Below are 17958 nucleotides of genomic sequence, written 5' to 3'. Positions count from 1 at the left end.
AAACAAGACAAAAAACGAGCAAAGCGTGCGCTATGCAACAAAAAACTTTTCACGCCACGCCTAAAGGCACAGAATCAGAATAGCACCCTGCGCCAAAAAAAGAATAGCACGGTGACCACAACATCCAATTGATATCAGGGATCAAGATGAAAAAAAACTTATTGTCATGCTGTTAGCCAGCCTCTCCGTTCACGCTGCTTCCGTTTCCGCCAGAACATTACATTTTGGCACCTCCGCCACCTATGCGCCCTATGAGTTTGTCGATGCCGATAATAAAATTGTTGGTTTCGATATTGATGTCGCCAACGCGGTCTGCAAAGAGATGCAAGCGGAGTGCTCATTCACTAACCAGAGCTTTGATAGTCTGATCCCCGGCCTACGTTTCAAAAAGTTTGATGCGGTGATCGCCGGTATGGATATGACGCCCAAACGTGAGCAGCAGGTCTCCTTTAGCCAACCCTATTACGAAGGTTTATCGGCGGTAGTCGTCACGCGTAAAGGGGCTTATCACACTTTTGCCGATCTGAAAGGCAAAAAAGTCGGACTGGAAAACGGTACAACGCATCAGCGCTATTTGCAGGATAAACAACAAGCTATCACGCCTGTCGCCTATGACAGCTATCTAAACGCTTTTACCGATCTGAAAAATAACCGTCTTGAGGGCGTGTTTGGCGATGTCGCCGCGATTGGTAAGTGGCTAAAAAACAATCCGGATTACGCCATCATGGATGAACGCGCCAGCGATCCTGACTACTACGGAAAAGGGTTAGGCATTGCGGTACGCAAAGGCAACGACGCGCTATTGCAAGAAATTAATGCCGCGCTCGACAAGGTGAAAGCGTCGCCGGAATATGCGCAAATGCAGGAGAAATGGTTTACGCAGTAATTCAGTGGCGGGAGAGCTGCCGGATGAGACGCTCTGGCGTTGCCATCCGGCATGTTACGCCTCACAGCTTAATGAAATGCTCGCGGTAGTAAGCCAGCTCCGCCACCGACTCGCGAATATCATCCATCGCCTGGTGCGTGCCCTGCTTGGTAAAGCCGGCCAGAATCTCCGGCTTCCAGCGGCGCGCCAGTTCCTTGAGCGTACTGACATCCAGATAGCGATAGTGGAAGTAAGCCTCCAGTTCCGGCATATATTTAAACAGAAAACGACGATCCTGACCGATGCTGTTACCGCAAATCGGCGACTTACCCGCAGGCACCCACGTTTTCAGAAATTCAATCGTCGCCAGTTCAGCGTCTCGTTCGCCCATCGTACTTGCTTTAACGCGATCTACCAGGCCGCTACCGGTATGGGTGCGCACGTTCCAGTCATCCATTAACGCCAGTTGCGCATCGGATTGATGTACCGCAATCGTCGGCCCTTCCGCCAGAATGTTCAGGCTGGCATCCGTCACTAGCGTGGCTATCTCAATAATGCGATCGCGTTCGGGGTCCAGACCTGTCATCTCCAGATCGATCCAAATCAGGTTGTTTTCATCGGCACTCATGCTATTTTCCACCCTTCAGAGGTCACATTCACTGTGACTATATTCATCTACAATTGCGTGTATCATAGATGTTTTGCCCACTATGGGCGACCAGGAGCCAGTACGATTGAGCAAAAATAAACTCTCCAAAGGCCAGCAGCGCCGTGTGAACGCCAATCACCAGCGTCGTTTAAAAACGTCCGCGGAGAAAGCCGACTACGATGACAACCTGTTTGGCGAGCCTGCAGAAGGTATCGTCATTAGCCGTTTTGGTATGCATGCCGATGTGGAGTCTGCTGACGGCGAGGTTCACCGCTGCAATATCCGCCGCACTATCCGTTCGCTGGTGACGGGCGATCGCGTCGTCTGGCGTCCGGGCAAAGCCGCCGCAGAGGGCGTCAACGTAAAAGGCATCGTTGAAGCGGTGCATGAGCGCACCTCGGTATTGACGCGCCCGGACTTCTACGACGGCGTGAAGCCTATTGCCGCCAACATTGACCAAATCGTTATTGTCTCCGCGATTTTGCCGGAGCTGTCGCTGAATATCATCGATCGCTATCTGGTCGGCTGTGAAACCCTACAGGTTGAGCCGCTTATCGTACTCAATAAAATTGATCTGCTGGACGACGAAGGTATGGACTTCGTTAATGAGCAGATGAATATCTACCGCAATATCGGCTATCGCGTGCTGATGGTCTCCAGCCATACGCAGGATGGTCTGAAACCGCTGGAAGAAGCGTTAACCGGTCGCATCAGTATTTTTGCCGGGCAGTCCGGCGTCGGAAAATCCAGTCTGCTAAACGCTCTGCTCGGCTTACAGAACGAGATTCTGACGAACGATGTGTCGAATGTCTCCGGTCTGGGTCAACATACCACTACCGCTGCTCGTCTGTATCATTTCCCGCATGGCGGCGATGTCATTGATTCCCCCGGCGTGCGCGAGTTCGGCTTATGGCATCTGGAGCCGGAACAAATCACCCAGGGCTTTGTCGAATTTCATGACTATTTGGGACATTGTAAATACCGGGACTGCAAGCATGACGCCGATCCAGGCTGCGCCATTCGCGAGGCGGTAGAGAACGGCGCTATTGCGGAAACCCGTTTCGAAAATTATCACCGAATTCTTGAAAGTATGGCGCAGGTAAAAACGCGTAAAAACTTTTCTGATACGGACGACTGACAGATACGCTAGGCGTCGTTAGAATCGTCCCCTTTTTTCAGGATACCGGTATAACTGCCGGTTCAGGAACAACAATGGCCTGGAGGCTACCTTGTTAAACTCATTTAAACTTTCGCTACAATACATTCTGCCGAAACTATGGCTCACTCGCCTGGCGGGCTGGGGCGCAAGCAAACGAGCAGGATGGCTGACAAAACTGGTTATCGATCTCTTCGTAAAGTATTACAAAGTCGATATGACCGAGGCGCAAAAACCGGATACCGCCAGCTATCGTACGTTCAATGATTTCTTTGTTCGTCCGCTGCGTGATGACGTGCGTCCGCTCAATACCGATCCTAACATCCTGGTGATGCCTGCCGACGGCGTGATAAGCCAGTTGGGTCGTATCGAAGAAGATAAAATTTTGCAGGCCAAAGGCCATAATTACAGCCTTGAAGCGTTGCTGGCGGGTAACTACCTGATGGCGGATAAGTTCCGCAACGGCACGTTTGTGACCACTTACCTCTCCCCTCGCGACTACCATCGCGTGCATATGCCATGCAACGGCATCCTGCGCGAAATGATCTACGTGCCGGGCGATCTGTTCTCCGTTAACTATCTGACCGCGCAAAACGTCCCCAACCTGTTTGCCCGCAACGAGCGCGTTATCTGTCTGTTTGATACCGAGTTCGGGCCTATGGCGCAGATTCTGGTCGGCGCAACTATTGTCGGCAGTATCGAAACCGTCTGGGCGGGGACCATTACCCCGCCGCGCGAAGGCATCATCAAGCGCTGGACCTGGCCAGAAGGCGAACATGAAGGGTCTGTCGCCTTGTTGAAAGGCCAGGAGATGGGGCGCTTTAAACTGGGTTCCACGGTCATCAACTTATTTGCGCCGGGGAAAGTGAATCTGATCGCGTCGCTGGCAAGCCTGTCCGTTACCAAAATTGGCCAACCGCTGGCGACGTCGACCGAAACATTCGTCGCGCCGGAGGTGGAACCTGCTCCGCTGCCGGCAGAAGAAATTAAAGCTGAACACGACGCCAGCCCGCTGGTTGACAATAAAAAAGACGACACCTAATCAAGAGAGAATGCTGACGTGCGCCTGATTATCGCTTTTCTGATGGCCTGGTGCCTCAGCACGGGGGCGTTCGCCGCAACGGCCCCCGACGCCAAACAAATCACGCAGGAACTGGAGCAGGCAAAAGCGGCGAAACCCGCTCAGCCGGAAGCCGTTGAGGCGCTCCAGACTGCGTTAAACGCGCTTGAAGAGCGAAAAGGCTCGCTTGAGCGCGCGAAACAATATCAACACGTTATTGATAATTTCCCTAAGCTATCCGCCACCTTGCGCGCCCAGTTGAATAATCTGCGCGATGAACCTCGCAGCGTACCGCCAGAGATGTCCACCGAAGCGTTAAATCAGGAGATCTTGCAGGTTAGCAGCCAGCTACTGGATAAAACCCGCGAGGCGCAACAGGAGCAGGAGCGCGTCAGGGAGATCGCCGACTCGCTCAGCCAGCTTCCCCAACAGCAAAACGACGCCCGCCGCCAGCTTAATGAGATTGAGCGACGACTCGGCGCCGCAGGCGGAAGTGCCGCGCTTAGCCAGGCGCAAAGTCTCAGTATGCAGGCGGAGTCCGCCAAACTAAAAGCGTTAGTCGACGAACTGGAGTTGGCGCAACTGTCCGCCAACAACCGGCAGGAACTGGCTCGTCTGCGTTCCGAGCTGGCGGAAAAACAGAGTCAGCAATTGGATGCGTATCTTCAGGCGCTGCGCAATCAGCTCAACAGCCTGCGTCAACGTGAAGCGGAACGCGCGCTGGAAAGCACTGAGCTGCTGGCGGAAAACAGCGCCGGTTTGCCGGAAGGCATCGTCGAACAATTTAAAGTCAACCGCGGGCTGTCACAGGCGCTCAATCAACAAGCGCAGCGGATGGATCTGGTCGCCTCGCAGCAGCGACAGGCCACCAGCCAAACGTTACAGGTGCGTCAGGCGCTCAATACGCTGCGGGAGCAGTCGCAATGGCTTGGCGTGTCCAACATGCTTGGCGAAGCGCTGCGCGCGCAGGTCGCCCGTCTGCCAGAGATGCCTAAGCCGCAGCAGCTTGATACGGAAATGGCGCAGCTACGCGTTCACCGTATGCGCTATGAAGAATTACTCAATAAGCAACCGCAGCTACGGCAAATACGTCAGGCCAATGGACAACCACTGACCGCCGAGCAAAACCAGATTCTTGACGCCCAGCTTCGCACTCAGCGCGAGCTGCTCAACTCTTTGTTACAGGGCGGCGACACGCTGATCCTGGAGTTGACCAAACTGAAAGTCTCCAACAGCCAACTGGAGGATGCGCTTAAAGAGGTTAATGAAGCGACCCACCGTTATCTGTTCTGGACCGCTGACGTTAGCCCGCTATCGCTCTCCTGGCCTGTTGATTTGGTTCAGGATTTACGTCGGCTTATCTCATTAGATACGTTTAATCAGTTAGGTAAAGCCAGCATCATGATGCTGACCAGCAAAGAGACGCTACTGCCGTTATTCGGCGCGCTGGCGCTGGTCGGGTTTAGCCTCTATTCACGCCAACACTTCAACCGGTTCCTTGAGCGCTCGGCCTCGCGCGTCGGGAAAGTCACCCAGGATCACTTCTCGCTGACGCTGCGAACGGTGTTCTGGTCGATTCTGGTCGCCTCGCCGCTGCCCGTCTTGTGGGCGACGCTCGGCTATGGTCTACAGGAAGCCTGGCCGTATCCGCTGGCCGTCGCCATCGGCGATGGCGTGACGGCGACAGTACCGCTGTTGTGGGTAGTCATGATTTGCGCCGCTTTTGCCCGCCCTAATGGTCTGTTTGTGGCGCATTTCGGCTGGCCGCGAAACCGGGTAGCGAAAGCGATGCGCTACTACCTGATGAGCATTGGGCTGATCGTGCCGCTCATTATGGCAGTGATCATGTTTGATAATCTTAACGATCGGGAGTTTTCCGGCTCGTTGGGCCGCCTTTGCTTCATCCTGATATGCGGCGCGCTGGCGCTGGTCACGCTGAGTCTGAAAAAAGCGGGCATCCCGCTCTATCTTGATAAAGAAGGCAACGGCGACAACATGGTCAACAGCCTGTTGTGGAATATGTTGATGGGCGCGCCGCTTATCGCGATTCTGGCGGCGGCGGTGGGTTATCTGGCCACGGCGCAGGCGCTACTGGCGAGACTGGAAACCTCGGTCGCCATCTGGTTCCTGTTGCTGGTCATTTATCACGTCATTCGCCGCTGGATGCTGATCCAACGACGCCGACTGGCTTTTGACCGCGCCAAACATCGTCGGGCGGAAATGCTGGCGCAGCGCGCGCGCGGCGAAGAAGAACCGGCGCACTCCTCCAGCCTGGAAGGCGCGGTCGACATCGATGAAAGTGAAATCGATCTTGACGCTATTAGCGCTCAGTCGCTGCGTCTGGTTCGCTCAATTCTGATGCTTATCGCCCTGCTATCGGTAATTGTACTGTGGTCGGAAATCCACTCGGCATTCGGCTTCCTGGAGAATATTTCGCTGTGGGATGTCACCTCTACGGTGCAAGGCGTGGAAAGTCTGGAGCCGATTACCCTGGGGGCGGTGCTCATTGCGATTCTGGTCTTTATCATCACCACGCAGTTGGTGCGTAATCTGCCTGCGCTGCTGGAGCTGGCGTTATTACAGCATCTCGATTTAACGCCAGGTACCGGTTACGCCATCACGACCATCACCAAATATCTGTTAATGCTGATTGGCGGGCTGGTCGGTTTCTCGATGATCGGCATTGAGTGGTCGAAGCTACAATGGCTGGTTGCCGCGCTCGGCGTTGGGCTTGGTTTTGGCCTGCAAGAAATTTTCGCTAACTTTATCTCCGGCCTGATTATTTTGTTTGAAAAGCCGATTCGTATCGGCGATACGGTGACCATTCGCGATCTCACCGGCAGCGTGACCAAAATCAATACCCGCGCCACCACCATCAGCGACTGGGATCGTAAAGAGATTATCGTGCCGAATAAAGCCTTTATCACCGAACAGTTTATCAACTGGTCGCTGTCTGACTCCGTTACGCGCGTGGTGTTAACCATCCCGGCGCCGGCGGATGCCAATAGCGAAGAGGTGACGCAAATTCTGCTGACGGCGGCGCAGCGCTGTTCTTTGGTGCTTGATAACCCGCCGCCTGAAATCTTTCTGGTGGATCTCCAGCAGGGTATTCAAATTTTTGAACTGCGTATCTATGCCGCGGAAATGGGACACCGTATGCCATTACGCCATGAGATCCACCAATTGATTCTGGCTGGCTTCCGCGAGCACGGTATTGATATGCCGTTCCCGCCGTTCCAGATGCGTCTGGAGAGTCTCGGCGGTAAACAAACGGGGAGAACGTTAACGTCAGCGGGTAAAACCAGCCGCCCGGCGGGGAGTTTGTAGCGCATGATCCCGGCAAGAAATGCCGGATGCGCCCCGTCGGGTCTTATCCGGCCTACGGGCCGACAATTAATCTGTAGGCCCGATAAGCTTGCGCCATCGGGCATTTCATCGCAACTCACAGACATTTTCGGACTTATTATGCGTCCAGATCGGCAACAGGCAGGTTAATTTCGCTATAGCGCATTCGGAATAAATCGCCGTAACCCACCAGTTCTCCGCGAAATACGAGGCATCTTACAACATACGCGCAATAAATATCCGACACATGTTTCCACTTATCCTCATCGCGATCCCTTAACGTGCCAATAGTCATTCCTACTACCATCGCAACCTTTCGACGTGCAACATGAACGGAAGAAAGAATAACCTTTTCTATTTCAAGGATATCTTCCGGAGTAAAATTGAGTGCCCTAATCTCATCTTCCGTGATAATCGGGTCTCTCGAACTATCATTCATCACGTTCTCCATAGGGCAATAAACGCCGGATGCGACCCGTGGGGCCTTATCCGGCATACGGCCTTTACTCCGCCGCCCACTCCGGATCAGCGCTCATGCGGCTGCTGTAATTCTGATAAATCGCCATCGCCAGCAGCGAGAAGAAGATCGGGCCGCCGATCATCCACAAGGCGCTGTCCCAGTCCCCAGCTTCAATCACTGGCTGGATGATGGTAAAGACGTTGGCAAACGTCACCACCAGCACCACAACACCCGTCGCGACCAGGGTAGAGGCTTTGGTTTTAAAGAGAACAAATGGCCGCTCCAGATCCTGACGCGCTTTAAAGAAGGGAAATGCCAGCGCAAGGAACAGGTATGGCAAGGTCATTGAGACGTTCGCCATCAGCGTGAGTTTGTTATAAAACGCCGATGCGGTGTCACCGCCAAAAGAGACCAGCAAAATAAACAGACTCACCAGCACGCACTGTAGCCACATAGCGGTCGCCGGCATACCGTTAGCGTTCAGTGTCGTCATCGGCGCGGGCCACAACGCTTTTGGCGTCCCCTGAATAATGGCTTTCAGCGGTGAATAGCTCAACGTAAAAAACGCGCCGGTATAAGCCAGAAACATAGAAAGGCCGGTGATACGCGCAAACCAGACGCCCACCGTCATCGCAGCTTCCGGAGAAAGGTTTAACGCGTTACCTAATGTCGTGCCTAAACTCGACATCAGAATGTAGGTGATATTCCCTAAGTTAACGGCGCTATTACTTAATATCTGTTGCCAGTTAGTACTGACGCCCCATAAAAAGATCGCCAAAGAATAACCAATTGAAATCACAATGGCCGCGAAAACAATACCTTTCGCAAAATTCTTTTCCGGTTTCTCGGTTTTATCCACCAGTCCGCCGACAGCCTCAATACCGCCGTAAGCAAAAATAGCAAATACCACAAATGACAACATTGCCAGGCCGGAGTGATAACCCGGATTCGGTGACGAGGTAAAATTAATCTCTTGTGCAAAATGCCCACCATTTAATAACAAAATAGCGACACTCACTAACAATAAAACTAAATTAAGACACATTACGGCAATACCTCCGACCGCCGTAATTCGCGCAATTTTATTGATCCCTCTGGCGGCGACACACGTCACCAGAATCATCCAGCCGACGGCGAGCAGCCCGACAACCTGCGTAGGCTCAAGCCCTGCAATACGCCAGTGCTGCGTCATATCGGCGCCAAAAACAAAAGTAGAAAACGGTACCCAAATTTTTGCCGCCGTACTTACCATCCATATGACATACGATGAAAACCACATAAACGTGCCAATAAACGCGTAACGTGGCCCCACGCTATTATTCATCCACGAATAGATCCCGCCCTCTTCTTTGCGATAAGCGGAACCCATTTCAGCCATCATTAAGGCGAATGGAATAAAAAACAGCAAGGCAGAAAATATATACCACGGGATTGCGCTATACCCCATTAAATAAAACGCCGACGGGCTATTCGCAAAACCAAAAACAGAAGTAAAAATCATCAGGATAAGCCCAATAAGGCTCATCTTTTTTATCGTGTGGGTCATTCAACCATCCCTTACGCTCGAGCGCGTTTGCCAGACGCCGCTCACCGATTGACGCCGCCTTCTTTTTTACGAAGGTCAGCGATAAAAAAATCAACACAGGATTGATACCTAAATGGCATCAAAGTTCCAGCCTTATGTTGTGGCAAACAGAGGATAATTGAAAAAATATGCTACAAAATGGCGCTTATTTCGCCATTTTATCTCGCGAAAGAGTGAATTTCAGATTTACGCCCGATCGACCGTAAAAGCAATCACGTCCGCCAGGCTTTCTGCTCCCAGCGCCAGCATCACCAGACGATCAACACCCAGCGCCACGCCGGAACAATCCGGTAGACCGGCGGCCAGCGCATCCAGTAGATTTTGGTCAATCGGCTGCTGCGGCAGACCGCGCGCGGCGCGCTTACGATTGTCCTGTTCAAAGCGCTGTTGTTGCTCACGTGCGTCCGTCAGTTCGTGGAAACCATTCGCCAGCTCAATACCTTTGTAGTACACCTCAAAGCGCTCGGCGACGCGATGATCCTCGGTACTGATTTGTGCCAGCGATGCCTGACTGGCCGGAAAGTGATAAATAAAGGTCGGCTTTTCTTTACCTATATGCGGCTCAACCCCCATCGTGAACAGCAGTTGCAGCAACGTATCACGGTCTTCTTCCGTATCGGCGATATTGCTTAAATCAAGCTTTGCCGCCGCCTCACGCAGCTGCGTTTTATCTGCTGATAACGGGTCAATCTCCAGATGGCGCAGAAACGCCTGTTGATAGGAGAGACTTTCCGCAGGTTGACAATCCAGCACTTGCTGAAGCAAATCATCCACTTCATTCATCAGGCGGTACATATCGTAATGCGGGCGATACCACTCCAGCATGGTGAATTCCGGATTATGATGTCGTCCCATCTCTTCATTACGGAAACTGCGGCATAGCTGGAAAACCGGACCGCACCCTGCCGCCAGCAGGCGTTTCATATGGTATTCCGGACTGGTCATTAAATAGAGGTTGATCCCCTGGGAATGGCCAGGTCCGACGAAACGCGTTTCGAACGGGAACAGATGAATGTCTGTGACCGTCGCCTGACTCATGCAGGGCGTCTCAACCTCAAGCACTCCACGATCGGCAAAGAAACGACGGATTTCCGCCATAATCGCCGCACGTTTTAATAAATTGGGGATGGACGCGCTCGGCTGCCAGGTTGCCGTTTCGCTCATGATTCTTTCTCCAGTTTAAGACAAGGTCACGAAGTCTACTCGCAACGCGCGGGCGAAACAAATTTTGCGCAGGCGTATCGGGTGCCTTCTGGAGGGTAAAAAAAGTGATTTCAGATGGTTTAGTAATTAAATTAATCAAAATCAATGATAATTCATCCCTCTGATACGCTAAAAAAATCGAACACGTCAAATTTCCCTCACATCCCTGAGACTATACTGTTGTACCCATAAAGGAGCAGTGGAAACGCATTCATACTTCGCAGAACCCAGAGGCTTTATCTGGCTGCGCGAGGGTGAAATTACAATAATCTGGAGGAATGTCGTGCAAACCTTTCAAGCCGATCTTGCCATTATAGGCGCTGGTGGCGCGGGATTACGTGCTGCAATTGCTGCCGCACAGGCGAATCCCAATGCTAAAATCGCACTGATCTCAAAAGTGTACCCGATGCGCAGCCACACCGTCGCTGCCGAAGGGGGTTCAGCCGCTGTCGCCCAGGATCATGACAGCTTTGACTACCATTTTCACGATACGGTAGCAGGCGGAGACTGGCTGTGTGAGCAGGATGTCGTGGATTACTTTGTCCACCATTGTCCCACTGAGATGACGCAGCTGGAGCAATGGGGCTGCCCGTGGAGCCGCCGTCCGGACGGTAGCGTTAACGTGCGTCGCTTCGGTGGTATGAAAATCGAGCGTACCTGGTTCGCCGCGGATAAAACCGGCTTCCATATGCTGCATACCCTGTTCCAGACTTCCCTACAGTTCCCGCAAATCCAGCGCTTTGACGAACATTTTGTGCTGGATATTCTGGTTGATGACAACCATGCGCGCGGCCTGGTGGCAATGAACATGATGGAAGGCACGCTGGTACAAATCCGCGCCAACGCCGTGGTCATGGCGACAGGCGGCGCAGGCCGCGTATACCGCTATAACACCAACGGCGGCATCGTCACCGGCGACGGGATGGGCATGGCGCTGAGCCACGGCGTTCCGCTGCGTGATATGGAATTCGTTCAGTATCACCCGACCGGCCTGCCAGGTTCCGGTATCCTGATGACTGAAGGTTGCCGCGGCGAAGGCGGTATTCTGGTCAATAAAAATGGCTACCGTTACCTGCAAGACTACGGCATGGGCCCCGAAACGCCGCTGGGCGAGCCGAAAAACAAATATATGGAACTGGGGCCGCGCGACAAAGTATCCCAGGCTTTCTGGCACGAATGGCGTAAAGGCAACACCATCTCCACGCCGCGCGGCGATGTGGTTCACCTCGACCTGCGTCATCTCGGCGAGAAGAAACTGCATGAACGTCTGCCGTTCATTTGCGAACTGGCGAAAGCCTATGTCGGCGTCGATCCGGTTAAAGAACCGATTCCAGTACGTCCGACCGCGCACTACACCATGGGCGGCATTGAAACCGACCAGAACTGTGAAAGCCGTGTCAAAGGGCTGTTTGCCGTTGGCGAATGCTCCTCTGTTGGCCTGCATGGCGCGAACCGCCTCGGTTCCAACTCACTGGCGGAACTGGTGGTGTTTGGTCGTCTGGCTGGCGAACAAGCAATGGAACGCGCTGCTACGGCAGGCGCCGCAAATAGCGCCGCGCTCGACGCCCAGGTTGCCGATATTGAACAGCGTCTGAAAAATCTGGTGAACCAGGAAGGCAACGAAAACTGGTCGAAGATCCGCGATGAGATGGGTCTGTCTATGGAAGAAGGTTGCGGTATTTACCGTACCCCGGAACTGATGCAGAAAACCGTTGATAAACTGGCCGAGCTTCAGGAACGTTTCAAGCGCGTACGTATCTCCGATACTTCCAGCGTGTTCAACACTGACCTGCTGTATACCATCGAACTGGGTCATGGTCTGAACGTGGCGGAATGTATGGCGCACTCTGCGCTGGCGCGTAAAGAGTCCCGCGGCGCGCATCAGCGTCTGGATGAAGGCTGTACCGAGCGCGACGATGTGAACTTCCTCAAGCACACCCTCGCCTTCCGCGATGCTGATGGCACGACCCGCCTGGAATACAGCGACGTGAAAATCACCACCCTGCCGCCAGCCAAACGTGTTTACGGCGGTGAAGCGGAAGCAGCCGATAAGAAGGAGAAGGCGAATGGCTGAGATGAAAAACCTGAAAGTTGAGGTGGTGCGCTATAACCCGGAAACCGATACCGCGCCGCACAGTGCTTTCTATGAAGTTCCTTATGATGAAACAACATCGCTACTGGACGCGTTGGGCTACATCAAAGATAACCTGTCGCCAGACCTGAGCTACCGCTGGTCCTGCCGTATGGCGATCTGCGGCTCCTGCGGCATGATGGTCAACAACGTTCCTAAACTGGCGTGTAAAACCTTCCTGCGCGATTACACCAACGGTATGAAGGTGGAAGCGCTGGCGAACTTCCCGATTGAGCGCGATCTGGTTATCGATATGACGCACTTTATCGAAAGCCTGGAAGCGATCAAACCGTACATTATTGGCAACTCTCGCACGCCAGATCAGGGGCCGAATGTCCAGACCCCGGCGCAAATGGCGAAGTATCACCAGTTCTCCGGTTGCATCAACTGTGGTCTGTGCTATGCCGCGTGCCCGCAGTTCGGTCTGAATCCTGAGTTTATCGGACCGGCTGCGATTACGCTGGCGCATCGCTATAACGAAGATAGCCGCGATCACGGTAAGAAGGAGCGTATGGCGCAGTTGAACAGTCCGAACGGCGTATGGACCTGTACTTTCGTGGGCTACTGCTCCGAAGTCTGTCCAAAACATGTCGATCCGGCTGCGGCCATTCAGCAGGGTAAAGTGGAAAGCTCGAAAGACTTTCTTATCGCCACCCTGAAACCACGCTAAGGAGTGCAACATGACGACTAAACGCAAACCCTATGTGCGGCCGATGACGTCCACCTGGTGGAAAAAACTGCCGTTTTATCGCTTTTATATGCTGCGCGAAGGCACAGCGGTGCCGGCAGTCTGGTTCAGTATTGAACTGATTTTCGGTCTGTTTGCGCTCAAACACGGCGCGGAATCCTGGATGGGATTCGTCGGCTTTTTACAAAACCCGGTGGTAGTGATCTTAAACCTGATCACCCTGGCGGCCGCGCTGCTGCACACCAAAACCTGGTTTGAACTGGCGCCGAAGGCGGCCAATATCATTGTAAAAGACGAAAAAATGGGGCCAGAGCCAATCATCAAAGGGCTTTGGGTGGTCACTGCGGTAGTCACCGTAGTCATTCTGTATGTTGCCCTGTTCTGGTAAGGAGTCCCGGATGATTAATCCAAACCCAAAACGTTCTGATGAACCCGTATTCTGGGGACTGTTTGGCGCAGGCGGTATGTGGGGCGCGATCATCGCGCCGGTGATCGTGCTACTGGTTGGCATCATGCTGCCGCTGGGGCTATTTCCGGGCGATGCCCTGAGTTTTGAGCGCGTACTGACGTTCGCCCAAAGCTTTATTGGTCGCGTTTTTCTGTTCCTGATGATCGTGCTACCGCTATGGTGTGGCCTACACCGTATGCACCACGCGATGCATGACCTGAAAATCCACGTGCCTGCGGGCAAATGGGTCTTCTACGGTCTGGCGGCAATCCTGACCGTTGTGACGGCGATTGGCGTTATCACTCTCTAAGTTGCCACGACGCCCTCTTATCTACCCGATAAGAGGGCATTTTTTCTTTTCCTGCCTCTCATTTTCCCGCCAGGTTCTACACTTAGAAAAAACACTGGAAGGAAAAACGCTATGCGCTTGCTGCCCGTCGTTGCTGCGGTTACTGCGGCATTTTTGGTTGTCGCCTGTAGTTCGCCTACCCCGCCTAAAGGCGTTACCGTGGTAAATAACTTTGATGCCAAACGTTACCTCGGCACCTGGTATGAGATCGCACGCCTCGATCATCGATTTGAACGTGGACTGGAACAAGTCACGGCCACCTATAGTCTGCGTGACGATGGCGGGATTAATGTCATCAATAAAGGCTATAACCCGGCTCGGGAAATGTGGCAAAAAACAGAAGGCAAAGCGTATTTTACCGGTAGTCCAAACCGCGCCGCGCTCAAGGTCTCTTTTTTCGGCCCGTTCTACGGCGGCTATAACGTGATTGCGCTTGACCGGGAATACCGTCATGCGCTGGTGTGCGGCCCGAATCGCGACTATCTGTGGATACTCTCTCGCACGCCAACGCTTTCTGAGGAAATAAAACAGCAAATGCTGGCCGTCGCGACCCGGGAGGGGTTTGACGTCAATAAATTAATTTGGGTAAAACAATCAGGTTCGTAGCAATGTCAGCGACGAATTAATGCGCACTGAGTTTTAGCCCAATGATACCCGCGACGATCAAGCCAAGACTGAGCAAACGCGCCGGTGAGGCAGACTCGCCCAGCAGAAGGATACCGGTGATTGCCGCCCCAACGGCGCCGATGCCGGTCCAGATGGCGTACGCCGTTCCAACAGGCAGCGTTTTCATTGCCCAGGAAAGTAACGCCATACTGATAACCATGGCCGTAATGGTGATAATACTGGGGGTCAGACGAGAAAAACCGTGGGTATACTTCAGGCCGACAGCCCATACCACTTCAAGTAAACCAGCGATTAATAAAATGATCCAGGACATAGCAGGCTCCAGATAATTAATGGGGCCGTCCCCGGTGAGAATAGCGTTTACAGGTCGTCCTGTAACGTATACGGATGAAAAGCCATTCTTGCCTGAGAGAAAATGAATTTCAACCTTTTTATTTTTTTCCGTCTAAAGGCGGGAATTGGCCCTTTTAAGCCGCGTAGTTTTCGCATTTAGCGCCCACAGGAGTTCTCTATGATGGAACGCCTTCTGGGAAAGAAAGTGCTTTACTACTTCCGGGTACAAAAAACTATGTTGAAAATTTTAGTGATAGACCGATGCCACTTTACCCGTACGGGCATGGAGGCCTGGCTTAATCACACTGATGTGCTCAGTTCTTCACTGCTGGTATCCGGGATGAATAACCTTATACTGGCGAAAGAACATATTCTGCAATGGAAGCCCCATCTGGTTATCGCTGATTTATATGGTTTTCTCAACGATGCCTTACCCGAGCAGCCTATCAATGCATTTTTTGCCGCCTGCAGGATGACGCCGTTAGTATTATTACAGTCAGGGAATATGCCGTACAGATCGCAATATGCCAGCCATGCGGTGTTATCTAAACACACGCCTTTACATGAGCTTGCACAACGAATTAAAGGAGCGCTATATACTCATCCACTGCAGGAAGCGCCGGAAAGCGCCACGCCATTGCTCTCTCCGCAGGAGGAAAAAGTGCTCGCGATGTGGACGGAAGGCACCAGCAATAAAGAGATTGCGTATGCGCTTGGCATTCACGGAAAAACGGTTTACACCTATAAGCGTAATATCCGTATGAAACTTCATATGGATAACCGGTATTCTCCCTTTCTTATGCTTCCGGAGAAAATCGATTAACGGTACGACGCCATGCCGTACCGTTGATGATTACTGCTGAGCTCTGGTTGCAGCGCCAGAGATCGCACTACCACCGTCCGAGATGTCCTCGCCCACGCCGCGCGTGGTATTACAAGCAGTTAATACAGTGGAAAGTACCAAAACAGAAAAGATCGCTGCAATTGTCTTTTTAACCATAATGTCTTCCTTTTCTAGCCAATGTTGTTTGTGTATAGCAACTTAATAATAGACAACATCCCAGAAAATGACGGGCGATCGACTAATTTTAGGAAGACGAGAAGCGATTAGCTGGCTGCGCGGGAGATGGCGTGGCCAAGATGCTGAATATCTTCGCCGAAGCCGCGGGCGGTATTACATGCCGTTAATAATGTGCCGGTAAGAAGAACCAGCGCGACAAGGCCGATAAAGCGTTTCATCATTGAGGCGCGAAAAATAGGATGGCGCAGCATACGCTGCACCATTTTTCCCGATAACGTAAATTATTTTACGCGGGATACGTATTCGCCGGAACGGGTATCGACTTTGATCACTTCGCCAATCTGCACGAACAGCGGAACTTTAACCACTGCGCCAGTAGACAGCGTGGCTGGTTTGCCGCCAGTACCTGCGGTATCGCCCTTCAGACCTGGGTCGGTATCAACAATTTCCAGTTCAACAAAGTTCGGCGGAGTGACAGAGATAGGCTGACCGTTCCACAGGGTTACGATGCATTCCGCCTGATCCAACAGCCATTTTGCGTTGTCGCCAATAGCCTTGGCATCTGCAGACAGCTGTTCGAAGGTTTCGTTGTTCATGAAATGCCAGAACTCACCATCGTTGTACAGGTAAGTCAGGTTCATATCGACTACATCCGCGCCTTCAGCGGAATCGGTCGATTTGAAGGTTTTCTCAACGCGCGTGCCGGTCAGCAGACGGCGCAGCTTAACGCGGGCAAACGCCTGGCCTTTACCCGGTTTCACGAATTCACTGGATTCAACCGCATAAGGTTCGCCATCCAACATGATTTTAAGACCGGAACGAAAATCGTTGCTATAGTAAGTCGCCATAAGGCCCTCTGAAATTGTTAACTGGTAGCTAAGCCACAAAATGGCGCATATTGTAACCCTAAATACCCCATTGCGAGAAGATTGGTTAGCGCAACTTGCCGATGTTGTGACCAATCCCGACGAACTGCTGCATCTTTTACAGATTGAAGCTGATGAAAACCTCCGGGCAAGACAGGACGCCAGGCGCTTGTTTGCCCTCCGCGTGCCGCGCGCTTTTATTGCGCGCATGGAGAAGGGCAACCCTGACGATCCTCTTTTACGTCAAGTGCTGACGTCCCGGGATGAATTTATTGTCGCCCCCGGTTTCTCCACCGACCCGCTGGAAGAGCAACACAGCGTGGTGCCAGGATTATTGCATAAATACCAAAACCGGGCGCTATTGCTGGTAAAAGGCGGATGTGCGGTAAATTGCCGCTACTGTTTCCGTCGTCACTTCCCGTATGCGGAGAATCAAGGCAATAAGCGCAACTGGACAGTCGCGCTGGAGTATATCGCCGCACACCCGGAACTGGATGAGATCATCTTTTCCGGCGGCGATCCGCTGATGGCGAAAGATCATGAGCTGGACTGGCTGCTCACGCAACTGGAAGCCATTAAGCACGTCAAGCGGCTACGCATCCACAGTCGGTTGCCTATCGTTATCCCGGCACGCATTACTGACGAACTGGTCGCCCGCTTTGACCAGTCATGTCTGCAAATTTTGTTGGTGAACCATATCAACCACGCCAATGAAGTGGACGAGGCGTTCTGCCTGGCGATGAAGAAACTGCGCCACGTGGGCGTCACGCTTCTCAACCAGAGCGTCCTGCTGCGTGGCGTGAATGATAACGCGCAAACGCTGGCGAATCTGAGCAACGCGCTATTTGACGCCGGCGTGATGCCCTATTACCTGCATGTGCTGGATAAAGTGCAGGGCGCCGCGCATTTTATGGTCACCGATGACGAAGCCCGGCAAATCATGCGCGAACTGCTCACGCTGGTATCCGGCTATATGGTGCCAAGACTGGCGCGTGAAATCGGCGGCGAACCGAGCAAAACACCGCTGGATTTACAGCTTCGGCAGTGCTAATCCTCGCGGGCGCGTCAGGGACGACGAAAAATATTACCGCGCAATATCACGAGGAGATTCCCCCGCGATTCTCCTCACCCTCTGGCGAGGATAAACTAACCTTCGTTAAATACACCTTTCC

At 52.8% G+C, this 17958-nt stretch carries 19 protein-coding genes; 11 read left to right on the top strand and 8 right to left on the bottom strand.

Going from position 1 to position 17958, the window contains the following annotated elements; genetic code table 11:
- The first annotated feature begins 166 nt into the window (after positions 1 to 166).
- The gene (locus AAYN39_RS19280) at positions 167 to 886 is read left to right on the top strand and encodes an arginine ABC transporter substrate-binding protein (protein ID WP_000922806.1); all 720 of its coding nucleotides are present in this window, start codon (positions 167 to 169) and stop codon (positions 884 to 886) included.
- Between the two features lie 61 nt (positions 887 to 947).
- Here the strand turns inward: AAYN39_RS19280 and orn are convergent, their stop codons facing one another.
- The gene (orn, locus tag AAYN39_RS19275) at positions 948 to 1493 is read right to left on the bottom strand and encodes an oligoribonuclease (protein WP_001271546.1); all 546 of its coding nucleotides are present in this window, start codon (positions 1491 to 1493) and stop codon (positions 948 to 950) included.
- Positions 1494 to 1599: 106 nt separating this feature from the next.
- Between orn and rsgA the strand changes: the two genes are divergently transcribed.
- The 3 genes from rsgA to mscM all read left to right on the top strand — a co-directional run bounded on the left by rsgA (position 1600) and on the right by mscM (position 7057).
- Positions 1600 to 2652 carry a small ribosomal subunit biogenesis GTPase RsgA gene (rsgA, locus tag AAYN39_RS19270; protein WP_000041948.1) on the top strand — a complete coding sequence of 351 codons (1053 nt, stop codon included), beginning with the start codon at positions 1600 to 1602 and terminating at the stop codon, positions 2650 to 2652.
- Positions 2653 to 2743: 91 nt separating this feature from the next.
- On the top strand, positions 2744 to 3712 hold the full coding sequence (gene asd, locus AAYN39_RS19265) for an archaetidylserine decarboxylase (protein WP_000934955.1): 969 nt from the start codon (positions 2744 to 2746) through the stop codon (positions 3710 to 3712).
- An 18-nt stretch (positions 3713 to 3730) separates the two neighbouring features.
- On the top strand, positions 3731 to 7057 hold the full coding sequence (gene mscM, locus AAYN39_RS19260) for a miniconductance mechanosensitive channel MscM (protein WP_001236760.1): 3327 nt from the start codon (positions 3731 to 3733) through the stop codon (positions 7055 to 7057).
- 136 nt (positions 7058 to 7193) lie between these two features.
- Here the strand turns inward: mscM and AAYN39_RS19255 are convergent, their stop codons facing one another.
- The 3 genes from AAYN39_RS19255 to epmA form a co-directional block, all read right to left on the bottom strand.
- A complete protein-coding gene (locus tag AAYN39_RS19255) occupies positions 7194 to 7514 on the bottom strand; it encodes a hypothetical protein (protein WP_001682126.1) in 321 nt (106 codons plus the stop codon).
- Between the two features lie 64 nt (positions 7515 to 7578).
- Positions 7579 to 9081: a glutamate/gamma-aminobutyrate family transporter YjeM gene (gene yjeM, locus AAYN39_RS19250; protein WP_000149876.1), complete on the bottom strand. Its 1503-nt coding sequence runs from the start codon at positions 9079 to 9081 to the stop codon at positions 7579 to 7581.
- A gap of 225 nt (positions 9082 to 9306) precedes the next feature.
- Positions 9307 to 10284, bottom strand: coding sequence for an elongation factor P--(R)-beta-lysine ligase (gene epmA, locus AAYN39_RS19245; RefSeq protein ID WP_000004789.1), 978 nt, complete (start codon positions 10282 to 10284; stop codon positions 9307 to 9309).
- 322 nt (positions 10285 to 10606) lie between these two features.
- Here epmA and frdA point away from each other — a divergent pair, with 322 nt between their 5' ends.
- The 5 genes from frdA to AAYN39_RS19220 all read left to right on the top strand — a co-directional run bounded on the left by frdA (position 10607) and on the right by AAYN39_RS19220 (position 14545).
- Positions 10607 to 12397, top strand: coding sequence for a fumarate reductase (quinol) flavoprotein subunit (gene frdA / locus AAYN39_RS19240; protein WP_001192954.1), 1791 nt, complete (start codon positions 10607 to 10609; stop codon positions 12395 to 12397).
- Positions 12390 to 13124 carry a fumarate reductase iron-sulfur protein gene (gene frdB / locus AAYN39_RS19235; protein ID WP_000829507.1) on the top strand — a complete coding sequence of 245 codons (735 nt, stop codon included), beginning with the start codon at positions 12390 to 12392 and terminating at the stop codon, positions 13122 to 13124. The genes frdA and frdB overlap by 8 nt, the downstream gene beginning before the upstream one ends.
- Before the next feature lie 10 nt (positions 13125 to 13134).
- A complete protein-coding gene (gene frdC / locus AAYN39_RS19230) occupies positions 13135 to 13530 on the top strand; it encodes a fumarate reductase subunit FrdC (RefSeq protein ID WP_000208749.1) in 396 nt (131 codons plus the stop codon).
- A gap of 10 nt (positions 13531 to 13540) precedes the next feature.
- Entirely contained in the window at positions 13541 to 13900 is a 360-nt protein-coding gene (gene frdD / locus AAYN39_RS19225) for a fumarate reductase subunit FrdD (protein WP_000609650.1), read from the top strand.
- 111 nt (positions 13901 to 14011) lie between these two features.
- Entirely contained in the window at positions 14012 to 14545 is a 534-nt protein-coding gene (locus AAYN39_RS19220; RefSeq protein ID WP_001238395.1) for a lipocalin family protein, read from the top strand.
- A 16-nt stretch (positions 14546 to 14561) separates the two neighbouring features.
- On the opposite strand, the gene sugE is transcribed toward AAYN39_RS19220, so the two are convergent.
- Entirely contained in the window at positions 14562 to 14879 is a 318-nt protein-coding gene (gene sugE / locus AAYN39_RS19215; protein ID WP_000118469.1) for a quaternary ammonium compound efflux SMR transporter SugE, read from the bottom strand.
- 255 nt (positions 14880 to 15134) lie between these two features.
- Between sugE and AAYN39_RS19210 the strand changes: the two genes are divergently transcribed.
- Positions 15135 to 15722 (top strand): LuxR C-terminal-related transcriptional regulator, encoded by a 588-nt coding sequence (locus tag AAYN39_RS19210; RefSeq protein WP_001763937.1) that lies wholly within the window; start codon positions 15135 to 15137, stop codon positions 15720 to 15722.
- A gap of 30 nt (positions 15723 to 15752) precedes the next feature.
- Here the strand turns inward: AAYN39_RS19210 and ecnB are convergent, their stop codons facing one another.
- The 3 genes from ecnB to efp all read right to left on the bottom strand — a co-directional run bounded on the left by ecnB (position 15753) and on the right by efp (position 16768).
- Positions 15753 to 15899 (bottom strand): lipoprotein toxin entericidin B, encoded by a 147-nt coding sequence (gene ecnB, locus AAYN39_RS19205; RefSeq protein WP_000239598.1) that lies wholly within the window; start codon positions 15897 to 15899, stop codon positions 15753 to 15755.
- Between the two features lie 107 nt (positions 15900 to 16006).
- Complete coding sequence (locus AAYN39_RS19200) at positions 16007 to 16141, bottom strand: entericidin A/B family lipoprotein (RefSeq protein ID WP_000977686.1); 135 nt, start codon at positions 16139 to 16141, stop codon at positions 16007 to 16009.
- Between the two features lie 60 nt (positions 16142 to 16201).
- Entirely contained in the window at positions 16202 to 16768 is a 567-nt protein-coding gene (gene efp, locus AAYN39_RS19195; protein ID WP_000257282.1) for an elongation factor P, read from the bottom strand.
- A gap of 40 nt (positions 16769 to 16808) precedes the next feature.
- On the opposite strand from efp, the gene epmB reads away from it, so the two are divergent.
- A complete protein-coding gene (gene epmB / locus AAYN39_RS19190) occupies positions 16809 to 17837 on the top strand; it encodes an EF-P beta-lysylation protein EpmB (RefSeq protein WP_000940490.1) in 1029 nt (342 codons plus the stop codon).
- Positions 17838 to 17958 lie beyond the last annotated feature (121 nt).

Origin of the sequence: Salmonella sp. K21076, from assembly GCF_039650795.1 — a bacterium.
Classification (GTDB): Bacteria; Pseudomonadota; Gammaproteobacteria; order Enterobacterales; family Enterobacteriaceae; genus Salmonella; species Salmonella enterica.
This window is presented reverse-complemented; position numbering and strand designations above follow the sequence as displayed.